Source organism: Candidatus Bandiella numerosa, from assembly GCF_021811875.1.
GTDB lineage: Bacteria > Pseudomonadota > Alphaproteobacteria > Rickettsiales > Midichloriaceae > Aquirickettsia > Aquirickettsia numerosa_A.
In genome coordinates, this window is record NZ_JAJBJD010000008.1 from 1 (window position 1) to 14,215 (window position 14,215).

The window sequence follows — 14,215 nt, forward strand, 5'->3', positions numbered from 1 at the left end:
AGGCGTCTTCGCTCTTACAGGATAAAACAGCGTAAAAGAAAATTTTCTATTAAAACTTTTCTAACTGCTCATGGTGTATCTCAGCAATCTAGCTGGTCACTTGCCTGCTCTAGAAAAGGTTGGTGGAGAAAATCTCTATCTCATGCTGCTCACCAGGCCCTCAATTTAAAGTATTTTGAGAGGAACAACTTATTCTCCATGTATACATCTTTTGTTAAACACAAATCTGAAACCGCCGTATGCGACATCGCTTGTACGGTGGTGTGAGAGGGAGATTCAGCAATGGATCTCTCTACTCGATTGATGCGCCTGAAACTAAGCAGGAATGTATTGACATAGTAAATGATAAAAAGAAATATTTCGAATGCGGTAAAGTTGGGACAATTAAGCTTATACAAATTATAGGAAAAAATAGTATAGAATGTACAAATGAAGGGAAGGATAAATATAAAAGGCAATTATCATATTGTTATGTAAATGGAGAAAATATTAATAGAAAGATGGTGCGAGAAGGATATGCAGTTGCATATAGTGATTATGATTTGACATTTGTTTTAGATGAGCTAGTGGCAAGGATCAAAAAAGAAGGGTTATGGAATAGTGAATTTAAAAATCCAAGTGATTGGAGAAAGAAACAAAAGGAAAATAGGAGGTGATAGAAATAATAAGGTATGCAGCTTTTAGTTTGATTAGAATCACAATTTAATTGGGATTTGTAACCAAGCTGAGCGTAGGTAATTTAAATTTGAGGATTTTAAAATAGAGTAGAGGCAGAAAAATATTTTACAAAACATTATCCATTATCCTGGTGGTGTTTACATAATAAATCATGATATCTTAAAGAAAAGAAATTTTGACTCTGATCAGTAAGAATGAGATCCATTAATGACACATCAATTTCATCAAGAGAATTGCCTAAATTAATAGCAAATTTAGTGTCTTGGCTTATATCCTGATCTATACAAGGCTTTTTCAAAAGAAATACAATATATTTGATATTTTTTATACTACATAAATCAACCACTTCTCCTATTAGTTTATATTCATTTTGATTTTGAAGTGAAGTTACTGAAATGATATCTGAATACTGATTTAAAGTAATGCAAAGAGCGAAATAATCAGTATTTTGGAATAAGTTAAAAATATGAGGTAGTGTGCTTAAAATATTAGTTTTATATGATGTAATTTTTTTAGTATTAATTTGTGACATAAATCTTCCCTATTTATAGTTGCAAATAATGTGTGATTAAATATTTTGAAAGTCAATAAATAAGTAGCTTTACCTATGATTTTATTCTGGATTAAACAACTATAGTTTACATTTGCCAATATTCAAAATGATAAGTAAGTATATATATTGATCACTGAAATTAGTGATCAATACCTCACCACTACTCCAATTTTTAAAATGATCGCTGACATAAAATACGAATATGTAGATAAATATGATAAAGCTTTTAAATGAAAAAATGTTGAAAGGGCCACTACTAGTTAGAGGAGCATGTGGTAATTGTGAAAGAAACGCTACACAAAAGTGAATTAGCTCCTCTTTTGCAACACGGTACAGCTGACATGGTAAAAATCGCACAACAAACTATTATGCAACAGTCCACTATGTCATTTGAAGAACTTACTATAAGCACCCTTATTACCTTGATATCATTAGTTATGATTCGTTTCGTATATAATCTTATTCAAAAAGCTAGGAATGAACTAAACTGAGTGATTAAAGCATTTCCTGAAAGCTCTTAAATAAGACACTGACGTATAGATTAGTACTTTTAGAGTGTAATTTGCACAGCTGATTATATTTATATTTGAAAGCCTATGATATAAATCATATATTTATATTATAAAGCCAGAATCTAATTATTGTATGGCATTACCATTACAAAATTCATTACCAAATATAGCGTCTGATAAATGGAGGAGGTATTATTATGAGTCAAGGGATAGATATTACATTGTCATTCTTCAGCAGGATTTATTTCATGAGTGGAGTATTGTTAAATGCTATGGTGGGAAAGAGAACAAGTTAGGTAACTGCGTAATAGAATCAGGATATTCTTATGAAGAAGCAATTAATAGAATCAAAGCAATTGAAAAAACAAGAAAAGCTCATAAATATATGTTAAAATGAGTTATATACGTGATAACGGTAACACGATAACAATATAATAAGGTTTGCAAACACAACAGAGGCCAACATGAATTTTGATAATGTAAAATCAGTATATGAGAGTACCAGCCAGAAAACCCATTATGATTGGGGGTTAAGAGAGTACTTACTTAGAGTATATCAATATATGGCATTTGCACTTGCTTTGACTGCGTTGATATCGATGGGAGCAGCATCATCTACAGAGTTCTTACATTTGATCCATGCTACACCATTAAAATGGATCGTAGTATTTGCACCGCTTGGGATGGCTTTTTATATGGGGAGTAGATTAATGTCAATGTCTGTGACTGGAGTGCAAACTTGTTTGATGATTTTTGCCACATTAATGGGATTATCATTATCATCAATATTTATTGTTTACACAGGAGAAAGTATTGCTAAGGTATTTTTTATAACAGCAAGTACATTTGGAGCAATGAGTATCTATGGGCACAGCACTAAAAGAGATTTAACAAATATGCGCTCATTCTTGATAATGGGGGTAATTGGGATACTTATTGCAAGTGTTGTGAATATCTTTATGCAAAGTGGAGCTATGCAATTTGTGATTTCAGTAATAGGGGTCGGAGTATTTACATTACTTACAGCATACGATGCGCAAAAAATTAAGACAATGTATTACCAAACACAGAACAATGCTGAGGTAACGCAAAAGCTTGCAATATATGGGTCACTTACGTTATATATGGACTTTATCAATTTATTTGTCTTTTTATTGCAGTTATTTGGAGTGAGAAAGAATGACTAACATTGCTATAAAGGGGATTTATGTTTTTAACAAAATTAATCAATATATTAAGGAGAATTAAAATAATGAAACAAATAGGAACTGTGAAATGGTACAACTCTGAAAAAGGATACGGCTTTATAACTCCGCACAATGGATCAAAAGATATATTCGTACATAGTTCAGCGGTAAAAGCTGCAAAGCTTAATGCTTTGGAGGATAACCAAAAAGTAGAATATGACGTAGAAGAAAAGCAAGGCAAAACCTCTGCAATTAACATAAGTAAAATAAGTTAATAATTATGGCAGGAAGTGTTAACAAAGTCATAATAGTTGGAAATGTAGGTAATCAGCCAGAAATCAGAGTAACTCAAATAAGTGGAGAAGAGATTGCAACTTTTTCACTTGCAACAAGTGAGAGATGGAAAGATAAAAACTCTGGAGAACAAAAGTAGAAGACTGATTGGCATAGAGTGGTGGTGTTTTCATCAGGGCTTGTTAGGATTATTAAGGAATACGTTCACAAAGGAAGTAAGATTTATATAGAGGGTAAATTAAGAACTAGGGAATATGAGGATGAAGCAGGCGTCAAAAGATATACAACCGAGGTAGTTTTAACCTCATATGGTGGTACATTAGTATTATTGGATTCTAAAAAAGATGGACAAGAGTTTCCTAGAATGAATGAAGGTAAAAATAACAATTTAAGATATGATCAAAAAAAGGAATTGGATGATAGTGATGTAGTGGAAGATGACATTAAACATGACGACGTACCTTTTTGAAAATTTAATAAAATATAAAAATGACAAATAAAGAAGAGCTACTACAAATCATAACTAAACTGGAGAATCTAGAAGAAGAAAAGGCTGCGATAGCTCAGAATATGACTGACACATTAGTTGAAGCTAAAATGAAGGGCTAGATATTAAAATTGAGGAAAATGGATGATAGCGATAGAATAAGGCAAGAAGAGGAGCTTGAAACCTATAAGGCGACCATTGGCATGCAGTAATATTTAAAAATAAATAATTAAAATAATATCAAAACAATTAAAAGGAGCAATCAAATGAACAAAACCGAATTTATAGCAAAATTATCAGAAGAGCTTGGGACAACAAAAACAGAAGCTAATAAAAACTTTGATGCAGTTATCAAATGCATAGCGCAAGCAATGAAGGATAATGATGAATTAAGATTTACAGGATTTGGAAGCTTTAAGGCGCAAAACAAAAAGGCAACTAGAGTAAAAACCCCAAAAGGAACAATCGCAGAAGTACCAGCACAAAGAAGAGTGACCTTTTCTGTGGGAAGTGAGTTTAAGGCTATTGTTAATGGTAAATAAATCACTTTATTTAGTATGACTGTGCAGAAACTTATTATAGCACTCGGAGTTACATTTATAATTATCGGAATATTATTTCCATATATATCTAAGATAGGGCTATTTAAGTTACCTGGAGATATATATTTTGGAACTAAGAGTTTTAAACTCTTTTTTCCAATTACTACATCTATTTTGCTGAGTATTTTAATTTCAGTTATTATTTGGTTGTGGAGAAAGTTTTAAGCACATATCCCAGTGATGTATATAAGGGAAGATGTCAGTGGGTGACTGAAGATGATATTTATATCAAATATCACGATGAGGGATGGGGAGTGCCTATTTATAATGATAATAAATTACTTGAGCTTTTGATATTAGAAGGAGCGCAAGCAGGGCTTAGCTGGCTGACAGTTCTTAAAAAAAGAGAGTGTTATAGAGAGTTGTATGAATGTTTTAATCCATTGTTGGTGGCAAACTTTTGCAAGAAGAAGAAAGAAGAGTTACTTGCTGATTCAAGAATTATAAGAAATAAGCTTAAAATAGAAGCTTCAATATTAAACGCTCAGGTATTTTTAGAGGTGCAAAAGGAATTTGGTAGTTTTAGTAATTACATATGGAAATTTACAAATAATAAAATTATTCAAAATAAATATACGCAGCATGATGAATTGCCATCTAAAACATTATTGTCTGATACAATAAGTAAAGAATTAAAGGGGAGAGGGTTTAAGTTTGTAGGCTCAACAATAATATATGCATTTATGCAGGCAATAGGTATGGTAAATGATCATTTAACATCTTGCTTTAGACATGATGAGGTGAAAGATTTATCATGAATAATAATAAATCTACAAAACAGCAAAACAACAATAAAAATTCACATGATGTTTTTGTTAAAAAGGCAATGTCGGATAAAAACGTTGCGAGAGAGTTTTTTGAAGCAAATTTACCACAAGATATTTTATCACAAGTAGACCTTAGTACGTTAAATCAAGAAAAGGAAAATTACTTTGATAACACCTTAGGACATGGGGTTGTCGACCTTATATATAGTGTTAACTTTGGATTAGATAAAGGTTATTTAGTGCTTTTAGTTGAGCATCAATCTACGCAGGATTATAAGATGCCACTTAGGATAATGAAATACGTGCTTAAGATTTGTGATGATTATTTAAAGAAAAATAAGTGTGATAAAATACCACTGATATATCCAATTTTATTTTATAGTGGTAAAAAGAAATATACAGCTCCACTTAGCTTATGGAATTTGTTTAGCAACTCAGAAAGAGCTAAGGAATTTCTAACAAAGCCAATTCAGCTAGTAGAGACTAATAATTTCAGGAAAGAAGACATAAGAGGTAGAGATTATGGTGGATTAATGATGTATTTTATGGCGCATATCAGTGAGAAAGATATATTTCCATATTTGCATAATGTAGTAGAGCTAATAAATAAAATAAGTAATGACGGGAATATTGAATATATAGAAAGTATATTATATTATGTGATAGATAAGGCAGACTCTGAAAAAGTAGATGGAATTTTATCAGAGTTTAAAAAAGCGGTAAAACCAGATCATTCGGAGAGACTTATGACAATAGCAGAAAGATTAAAAGAACAAGGTAAAGAAGTTGGCATCCAAATCGGTATAGAGAAAGGAAGAGAGGAAGGAAGAGAGGAAGGAAGAGAGGAAGGAAGAGAGGAAGGTATAAAAAAAGTAGCGCTTAATATGCTTCTTAAGAAGCTGGATGAGAAAATAATATCCGAAGCAACAGGATTGTCTGTTGAGGAAATTAATAAGTTAAAGCATAATTAATATTTAATGCATAGTCTTTAATAATGTTTTCTTTAATTTTAATAAGTACTTTACAATATTATTATATAATAAATCTAATAATCATGTTATATTCTAGATATAAAGATATTTATTTATAAAGTACTAATTAATATATAAATTTATGTTAAAACCAACAACAGAATTATATGCAGAGCTACAAGAAATATTTGATTTCTTTAATCAAAAGTTGTTCGGTGGAGAATTACCTAACTGCCTTATTTCACTTCAGAGAAGCAAAGGAGCTGCAGGATATTTTTCATATTCTTCTTGGGAAAATGAAAAAGGTAAAAAGATTGATGAAATAGCCTTAAATCCAAGTAGTTTAAAAGATAAAGATTTAAAAACTATACTTTCTACCTTTGTTCATGAAATGTGTCATTTGTGGCAGTCATATTTTGGTAAAGTTGGTAAAAATGGTTATCATAACCAGGAATGGTCAAAAAAAATGCAAGCAATAGGCTTGATGCCTTCGCATACAGGTAAAATAGGTGGTGATCATACAGGATATAAAATGTCACATTATGTTTTGGATGATGGATTATATAAAAAAACCTTTGAGGAATTAGAAAAGCTTGGTGGAAAGATGAGCTGGATTGAATCAATTGGTGAGCAAAAGAAAAATTATATCAAAAAAATGAAATATGTTTGTCCAGAGTGCAATATAAAACTTTGGGGTAAACCTAATCTCAATATAATCTGTGGAGATTGTGAGGTAATATTAAATTTAATATAGCCACTATATATAGTTGCTTTGTTTAGTAATTGTAGTATAATAAGTTTTATCTATAGCAGTTACAAAGATGAGTAAGAAAGAAAAATTATTAACAAGATTTTTGCAGATACCGAGAGATTTTTCTTGGGACGAGTTATGTGCTGTTTTATTGATGCTAGGTTTTGAAGAAATGATTAAAAGTAAAACAGGAGGCTCTAGGAGAAAGTTTTATCATACTAAGGTTGGTATTATTATAAATCTTCATAAACCTCATCCTGGTAATATAGTTAAGCTATATGCTCTGAGACAAGTTATAGAGAAACTAAAAGATTGGAGATTATTATGAAAAAAAATAATATTATCACTTATAAAGGATTTCATGGTTCAATTAATTTTGATCAAGAAGAAAAATTATTTTACGGCCAAATAGAATTTATTAAAGATTTCGTAAATTATGAAGCAAAAGATGCAGATGGGTTGATAAATTCATTTCAAGAAGCTGTGGATGATTACTTGTCAACATGCAAGCAGTTAAGTAAATATCCAGACAAACCATTCAAAGGTACATTTAACGTTAGGATTGGAACAGAGTTGCATGAGAAAATTGGATTATATGCTCTTCAGCATGATGATACACTAAATAATGTGGTGAAAAATGCTCTAAGTAAGTTTGTGGAATTAAATCACATTTCATAAAATAAATTCGCAAGGAAAAAGGGTGGACAAAATATGGGAGCACGATTGTCTACTATATTATAAATTACTGGACAGCTAAAATCATATCATTTATACTGTATATTATATCGTTTTTTAACCATTAATAGACAGCCTTGTCCATTAATCGATTTATTAGACAATTTTATGAGATTATTTGGTTATGCTAGAGTTTCTACAAGTCAACAATCATTAGATTTGCAGATTAGAGATTTAAAAAATGCAGGTGTAAAAGATTTTAGAATTTACTCTGATAAAGAATCAGGTTCTAAATCTGAAAGAGAAGGACTGAATTTACTAAAATTAAAAGTTGAGCCAGGTGATACTATAATAGTCAAGAAACTTGATAGGCTTGGTAGGGATACAGTGGATATGATTCAATTAATAAAAGATTTTCATAATAATAAAGTTGCAATCAAATTTTTAGACGATGGTATAACCACTGAAGGTAGTATGGGAAGAATGGTCATCACTATTTTATCAGCAGTGGCAGAGGCTGAGCGCGCTAGAATTTTAGAAAGAACAAATGAGGGAAGATTAAATGCCTTAAAAAAGGGGGTGAAATTTGGAAGAAAGCGAAAGATAGACAGAGAGGAATTAATGCGATTATATTCACTTGGTATAAAAGGAACGGCACTTGCAAATAAGTTAAATATAGCAAGATCAACTGTTTATTCAGTTTTGAGTGAATTAAATAAAGAATCAGCGTCAACTTAGTATGGTAAACGAGCAAGAGTATATAACATTAAGCACGGAAACGCCTGAAATAAAGGTGTGGTTAAAAGAAAGTCCAAAAGCAAAGCATGGCTCTATAAAGATTACTAGACAGGGGGAGGTAGAGTTAGTAATTCCCTATAAGACAGATAAAGCGCCTGCCTATAAATTTCTACTTTCTAAAGAAAAATGGATTAGAAAAAAATTAAGTGAGCAAGCAAAGTTCTTTGAAGAGCGAGAATCTGCTCTAAAAAAAATAGTAATCCATGATGCATACCCTATTTTAAGTGAAACATATTCTATAACGCATATTGAGGATAGAAGGAAATTACATGCACTAATAGTTGGAGCAAGTATAGTAGTACATTCTCCAGAAGGAAGTTTACATATTGTACTGACGCATTTTTTTAAAAATCTTGCTTATGATAAATTTAATGCTCAAGTAAGGATTTTAGCTAAAAAATATGGACTCGATTATAATAAAGTAGATGTGAAAGAATTAAAAAGCAAATGGGGTAGTTGCTCATCTAAGAAGAACCTAACTTTTAATTGGAGACTTATTTTTGCACCAAAAAATGTTTTCTTTTATCTAGTTGTTCATGAATTATGTCATTTAAAAGAGATGAACCATAGCTCAAGGTTCTGGGATTTAGTGTGTAAAATAGATCCAAATTATAAAATTGCTCAAAAATGGATAAAAGACAACGGACAGAGTTTATATAATTTTTTACCATTGAGTGATGAGAAACACTATGCGTAAAATATATAAACTCTGTTTTTTAGATACATTGGAAGTTTATTGGAAGCTTGTTAGAATTAAAATAGAAAAGCACTGAATCTATGTCATTTAATCCTAAATTTATTATCAGTGCAAATTTAACGCAGATACTCATGGACATAGAGTCATCGAGGCAAACTGTCTCTCTTTTGCCGATTACTTTACAGATGTTAAAATCTTTAAGAGAATCTGCAAAACTTGTTTCTACTCACTATTCTACTAAAATTGAAGGTAATCGGTTAACACAGGAGGAGGTTAAAGAAGTTATAAGTGGCAGCACATTCCCAAATCGCAAGCGTGACGAAAAAGAGGTGCTGAATTATTATTTAGCTATCAATTATGTCGATGGTTTAATAAAAAATGAACAAGGATTTCTTTCTGAGAAAAATATAAGGGTTATTCATGGCTTAGTAATGGAAGGCAAAGAAAAAGCAACTCCCTATAGAGATGGACAAAATGTCATAACAGATAGCATTAGTAAAAAAATAGTATATATGCCTCCAGAAGCAAAAGATGTAACGCAGCTTATGCATGAATTACTAGATTGGATCATATTACAAAAAGAAAAAGGGACTCTGCCAGTTCCAATAATCGCTGCTATTGCGCATTACCAATTCGCTACTATACATCCATATTATGATGGAAATGGAAGAACTGCACGTTTATTGACTAATATTATCCTTCATAAATTAGGTTACGGGCTTAAAGGGATTTATTCTTTAGAAGAATATTATGCAAAAAATCTGCAGTCTTATTATGACGCATTATCTATAGGAGAATCGCATAATTACTATTTTGGAAGAGTTGAGGCTGATATTAGTAAATGGATAGAATATTTTTGTTCTGGTATGGCAGAAGCATTTGCAAAAGTTAAAATTCTAGCTCAAGAAGCTAAATCAGATAATGAAAAAGATCAGTCTTTTTTATTAAGAGAGTTAGACCAAAGGCAGAAAAAGGTACTACAACTATTTATTGGAAGTAAATTCATCACTACAAAAGAGATAGCTATCCTATTGGGGATTCATACAAGAAGCGCCTTAAATTTATGTAAAAAATGGACAGATGAAGGATTTATTCTCCAAGAGGGATTTTCTAACAAAACCCGCAAGTACCAATTGGTTGAGAAATGGCTGCCTTTACTCCAATATAATCTCAATTAATGGAACAAGAAATGGAAGATAAAATAAATATTACAACATGGAATATAAACTCTGTTAGAAAGAGACTTGCTTCAATCTCTAGCTTTTTTAAGGAGCTTGTGCCTGATATACTTTTGCTTCAAGAGACTAAAGTAAATAATCATTTATTTCCTGCAGAGTTTTTCAAAGATTTTGGATATAACTTTATTCATCATGAAGGAGAGAGTACTGGTTACAATGGAGTAGCTATTCTTGCAAAAAGAGGACTAGGAATCCTTCCTAAAATAGATTTCATCAATGATGCTAGGCATCTTGCAGTGCAAATTAATGATATTGAATTGCATAATTTTTATATCCCTGCAGGTGGCGATATTCCAGATATTGAAATTAATCCTAAATTTAAAGAAAAACTGGATTTTATAGATAATCTATCAACTTGGTTTAATAAGGAAAAGCAATCTAGCTCCAAAATAATAATAGCTGGAGATCTTAATGTTGCTCCTTTAGAAAATGACGTATGGTCTCACAAGCAGTTATTGAAAATTATTAGCCATACTCCTATTGAAATTGGAAAAATTAATAATCTAGCTAAATCAGTAGATTTTAAAGATTGCATTAGAAAATTCACTCCTGAATCCGAAAAACTTTATACTTGGTGGAGTTACAGAGCTAAAGATTGGCTAAAATCTGACAAAGGTAGGAGATTAGACCATATATGGGCTACAGAATCTACTTGTCAAAAAATACTTAGCGCCAAAATCTTTAAATCAGTTCGTGGTCATAATATTCCATCAGATCATGTGCCAGTTAATATAACATTATCTCTGGATTAATGATTAGAAAAATAATACATATTGATATGGATTCTTTTTACGCATCAGTTGAAATAAGAGACAATCCTGCTCTTTTAGGAAAACCTGTAGCTATAGGCTCTAAAGGACGTGGTGTTTTATGCACATGCAATTATGAAGCAAGAAAATACGGTATACATTCTGCAATGCCTACATATAAAGCTTTGAACAGGTGCCCTTCTTTAATATTATTACCCGTTAATATGGCTAAATATAAAGAGGTTTCATATCGGATAAGAGATATTTTTAGGAGTTACAGCGATAAAATAGAGTTATTATCACTTGATGAAGCATATCTTGATGTTAGTAATAGTAGCCTATATCATGGAAGTGCTACATTAGTAGCCCAAGCTATTAGAGAGAAAATCTATGAGAAGGAAAAATTAACCTCATCTGCCGGTATAGCTCCAAATAAGTTTTTAGCTAAAATTGCAAGCGACTGGAACAAGCCAAATGGTCAATTTGTAATTACTCCCTCAAAAATTGCGGAATTTATCAATAGTTTAGATGTTAAAAAGATTTTTGGTGTAGGGAAAGTTACGTTAAAAAAACTGAGAGCCATGGAAATTAATACCTGCTCTGATTTACAAAAGCTAGCTCTTGAGGAGCTTGTTAGAAAGTTTGGCTCATATGGTACAAGCTTATATTATATGTCACGAGGGATTGATGACCGAGAGGTTAAATCAAATAGAAGGCGCAAATCATTTAGCTTTGAACGTACTTTTGAAAAAGATTTAACAACAATAGAACAATGTTATGGCGAAACTTTTAAGCTTTATGAACAATTAAATCAAAGGCTTTTAGAAAAATCTAATATTTCTGGAACTTTCGTAAAATTAAAGTTTAGCGACTTTACAAGTACTACAGCAGAAGAAAAAGGTTTTAGACTAGAAAAAGATAATTTTTATCAGCTTCTTTTGAAAGCTAAAGCTCGATCACCCAAAAAGCATATACGCTTAATAGGGTTAGGTGTCAGGTTAAGAGATCCAGAGCTGCACTCTTCGCAATGCATTTTACAGCTGTGATATGACAAAACAAGAATCTAAATTAGAATATCTTTCAGGAAATGTTGAGAGAGTTACTTATCATAATGAGGAGAACGGCTTTGCTGTTCTCAAAGTTAAGGTTAAAGGTCATAAAGATTTAGTTGCCGTTATTGGTACAGTACCAAGCATTACGCCTGGAGAAGATATAACATCCAAAGGCTATTGGCAAAATAATGTACAATATGGTTTAGGATTTAAAGCTGAATTTATTCAATCTATCCCTCCTACTACAATTGAAGGTATTGAAAGATATTTAGGTTCAGGGTTAATAAAGGGGATAGGTCCTCATTTTGCAAAGAAATTAGTTGCTGCGTTTAGTGAGGATATTTTTGATATCATTGAATCCTCTCCTATAAGACTGAAAGAAGTTGAAGGAATTGGTGACAAAAGAATTGAAAAGATTACAAAAAATTGGCAAGAGCAAAAAATCGTAAGAGAGATAATGGTTTTCCTGCAATCTAATGGCGTTGGCACTACAAGAGCAACTAGAATCTACAAAACATATGGAGACCAATCAATTGCACTTGTTAAGGAGAATCCTTATAGACTTGCAAAAGATATTAGAGGCATTGGCTTTCTATCAGCTGATAAAATAGCTAAGAATTTAGGTATAGAAGAAAATTCAATAATAAGAGCTAGAGCTGGAATTAGCTTTACACTTATGCAAGCTCTTTCTGATGGACATGTTGCTTTACCTATTGACCTTTTACTTAGTAATGCTGAAAAGTTACTTTCTATTAATAAGTCTATACTGGAAGAAGCACTAAATCTTGAATTAAAAGAAGAATTTTTAACTAAGGACCAAATTAATAAAAAAGATTTTATATTTTTAACTGGTTACTATAATTATCAAAAAAATATAGCTACTAAATTACTGACTCTTGAGAAAGAAAAAGTACCTTGGGATGAGATCGCTACTCAAAAAGCTATCCAATGGGTAGAGGAAAAGCAAAATATCAAATTAGCAATAAATCAAAAAAACGCTATAACGCAAGCAATCACTAATAAGGTCTTAGTGCTTACAGGTGGACCAGGAACTGGCAAAACCACAATACTAAATTGTATAATAAAAATATTATCTGCTAAAAAAGTTAAAATTAAATTATGCGCTCCTACTGGTAGAGCTGCTAAAAAAATGAGTGAAGCAACAGGTAGAGAAGCGCTTACTATACACAGATTATTGCAATTTGAACCACATATAGGAGATTTTAAATATAATGAAGATAATCAACTAGATTGCAACTTATTGATAATTGATGAGAGTTCAATGGTAGATGTACCGTTAATGCATTCATTATTAAAAGCAGTAAATGAAAAGACTGCTCTTTTAATTGTAGGAGATGTTGATCAGTTACCTTCTGTAGGTGCAGGACAAGTTTTAAAAGATATAATTGATTCACAAAAAATAAAAATTGTAAAATTAACTGAAATATACAGACAAGAAGAAAGCAGCGATATAGTTACTAATGCTCATTTAATTAATGAAGGAAGAGTGCCAATATTAAAGCCAAAAGGAGATGAAAAAGATTTTTATTTTGTAGAAGCAAATGAAGCAGAAGATATAGCTAATATGGTAAAGCTTCTTGTAAAAGAGCGTATCCCTAAAAAGTTCAAATTTAATCCCATTCGAGATATTCAAGTTTTATGTCCTATGCAAAGAAGTGGCTGCGGAGCAAGATATTTTAATATTGAACTTCAAAAAATCCTTAACCCAGAATATCTGGCTGGAGTAGAAAAATTTGGACAGAGATATGCTAGAGGCGACAAAGTAATGCAGATTGAAAATAACTACGACAAAGAAGTGTATAATGGCGATATAGGTTATGTTAGCAGAGTAGATAACGAAGAGCAGGAAGTGTATATTAATTTTGATGATAAAGAGGTTACTTATTCATTTACTGAGCTTGATGAAATCACCCTAGCCTATGCGACAACTATACATAAATCACAAGGCTCTGAATATCCTGCAGTTGTAATGCCAATATCTATGCAGCATTATGTAATGCTCAAGAAAAATCTACTTTACACTGCAGTCACTCGTGGCAAAAAACTTGTTATATTATATAGTGGACTGAAAAAGTCAGACAACAAAAAGAGTAGTTTTATTTCCTAAAAGATATAAAAATATAAATAAAAAATAAGAAGTATGAGTAAAAAAGAAAAAAGAAATTTTAGCGCTGAACAAAAAA

At 31.5% G+C, this 14,215-nt stretch carries 19 protein-coding genes and 1 pseudogene; 19 read left to right on the forward strand and 1 reads right to left on the reverse strand.

What is annotated here, in order from left to right:
- The first annotated feature begins 239 nt into the window (after positions 1-239).
- Positions 240-656, forward strand: a complete 417-nt coding sequence (locus tag L8D11_RS00730) for a thermonuclease family protein (protein ID WP_236869766.1) — start codon at positions 240-242, stop codon at positions 654-656.
- Positions 657-793: 137 nt separating this feature from the next.
- Here the strand turns inward: L8D11_RS00730 and L8D11_RS00735 are convergent, their stop codons facing one another.
- Positions 794-1,210: a hypothetical protein gene (locus tag L8D11_RS00735; protein WP_236869767.1), complete on the reverse strand. Its 417-nt coding sequence runs from the start codon at positions 1,208-1,210 to the stop codon at positions 794-796.
- Positions 1,211-1,876: 666 nt separating this feature from the next.
- Between L8D11_RS00735 and L8D11_RS00740 the strand changes: the two genes are divergently transcribed.
- The 18 genes and pseudogenes from L8D11_RS00740 (at position 1,877) to recD2 (ending at position 14,139) form a co-directional block, all read left to right on the forward strand.
- A complete protein-coding gene (locus L8D11_RS00740; protein WP_236869768.1) occupies positions 1,877-2,140 on the forward strand; it encodes a hypothetical protein in 264 nt (87 codons plus the stop codon).
- A gap of 67 nt (positions 2,141-2,207) precedes the next feature.
- Positions 2,208-2,930: a Bax inhibitor-1/YccA family protein gene (locus L8D11_RS00745; RefSeq protein WP_236869769.1), complete on the forward strand. Its 723-nt coding sequence runs from the start codon at positions 2,208-2,210 to the stop codon at positions 2,928-2,930.
- Between the two features lie 65 nt (positions 2,931-2,995).
- Positions 2,996-3,205 carry a cold-shock protein gene (locus L8D11_RS00750; RefSeq protein WP_236869770.1) on the forward strand — a complete coding sequence of 70 codons (210 nt, stop codon included), beginning with the start codon at positions 2,996-2,998 and terminating at the stop codon, positions 3,203-3,205.
- Between the two features lie 5 nt (positions 3,206-3,210).
- A pseudogene (ssb, locus tag L8D11_RS00755) lies at positions 3,211-3,693 on the forward strand (single-stranded DNA-binding protein).
- 20 nt (positions 3,694-3,713) lie between these two features.
- Positions 3,714-3,833: a GapR family DNA-binding domain-containing protein gene (locus tag L8D11_RS00760; protein ID WP_236869771.1), complete on the forward strand. Its 120-nt coding sequence runs from the start codon at positions 3,714-3,716 to the stop codon at positions 3,831-3,833.
- 126 nt (positions 3,834-3,959) lie between these two features.
- Positions 3,960-4,253, forward strand: coding sequence for an HU family DNA-binding protein (locus tag L8D11_RS00765; protein ID WP_336886374.1), 294 nt, complete (start codon positions 3,960-3,962; stop codon positions 4,251-4,253).
- Between the two features lie 15 nt (positions 4,254-4,268).
- On the forward strand, positions 4,269-4,478 hold the full coding sequence (locus tag L8D11_RS05950) for a DUF2905 domain-containing protein (protein WP_369127272.1): 210 nt from the start codon (positions 4,269-4,271) through the stop codon (positions 4,476-4,478).
- A complete protein-coding gene (locus L8D11_RS00770) occupies positions 4,463-5,071 on the forward strand; it encodes a DNA-3-methyladenine glycosylase I (RefSeq protein WP_236869773.1) in 609 nt (202 codons plus the stop codon). Before L8D11_RS05950 ends, L8D11_RS00770 begins: the two co-directional genes overlap by 16 nt.
- Complete coding sequence (locus tag L8D11_RS00775; protein WP_236869774.1) at positions 5,068-6,051, forward strand: Rpn family recombination-promoting nuclease/putative transposase; 984 nt, start codon at positions 5,068-5,070, stop codon at positions 6,049-6,051. Before L8D11_RS00770 ends, L8D11_RS00775 begins: the two co-directional genes overlap by 4 nt.
- A 142-nt stretch (positions 6,052-6,193) precedes the next feature.
- On the forward strand, positions 6,194-6,805 hold the full coding sequence (locus tag L8D11_RS00780) for a SprT-like domain-containing protein (protein WP_236869775.1): 612 nt from the start codon (positions 6,194-6,196) through the stop codon (positions 6,803-6,805).
- Between the two features lie 67 nt (positions 6,806-6,872).
- Positions 6,873-7,130: a type II toxin-antitoxin system HicA family toxin gene (locus tag L8D11_RS00785; protein WP_236869776.1), complete on the forward strand. Its 258-nt coding sequence runs from the start codon at positions 6,873-6,875 to the stop codon at positions 7,128-7,130.
- Entirely contained in the window at positions 7,127-7,480 is a 354-nt protein-coding gene (locus L8D11_RS00790) for a type II toxin-antitoxin system HicB family antitoxin (RefSeq protein WP_236869777.1), read from the forward strand. Before L8D11_RS00785 ends, L8D11_RS00790 begins: the two co-directional genes overlap by 4 nt.
- Before the next feature lie 165 nt (positions 7,481-7,645).
- Entirely contained in the window at positions 7,646-8,215 is a 570-nt protein-coding gene (locus tag L8D11_RS00795) for a recombinase family protein (RefSeq protein ID WP_236869778.1), read from the forward strand.
- A gap of 1 nt (position 8,216) precedes the next feature.
- Entirely contained in the window at positions 8,217-8,972 is a 756-nt protein-coding gene (locus L8D11_RS00800; RefSeq protein WP_236869779.1) for a M48 family metallopeptidase, read from the forward strand.
- Between the two features lie 80 nt (positions 8,973-9,052).
- Positions 9,053-10,150 carry a Fic family protein gene (locus L8D11_RS00805; RefSeq protein WP_236869780.1) on the forward strand — a complete coding sequence of 366 codons (1,098 nt, stop codon included), beginning with the start codon at positions 9,053-9,055 and terminating at the stop codon, positions 10,148-10,150.
- Positions 10,150-10,962, forward strand: coding sequence for an exodeoxyribonuclease III (locus tag L8D11_RS00810; protein ID WP_236869781.1), 813 nt, complete (start codon positions 10,150-10,152; stop codon positions 10,960-10,962). The genes L8D11_RS00805 and L8D11_RS00810 overlap by 1 nt, the downstream gene beginning before the upstream one ends.
- On the forward strand, positions 10,962-12,005 hold the full coding sequence (gene dinB, locus L8D11_RS00815; protein WP_236869782.1) for a DNA polymerase IV: 1,044 nt from the start codon (positions 10,962-10,964) through the stop codon (positions 12,003-12,005). The genes L8D11_RS00810 and dinB overlap by 1 nt, the downstream gene beginning before the upstream one ends.
- A gap of 1 nt (position 12,006) precedes the next feature.
- Positions 12,007-14,139: an SF1B family DNA helicase RecD2 gene (gene recD2, locus L8D11_RS00820; protein ID WP_236869783.1), complete on the forward strand. Its 2,133-nt coding sequence runs from the start codon at positions 12,007-12,009 to the stop codon at positions 14,137-14,139.
- Positions 14,140-14,215 lie beyond the last annotated feature (76 nt).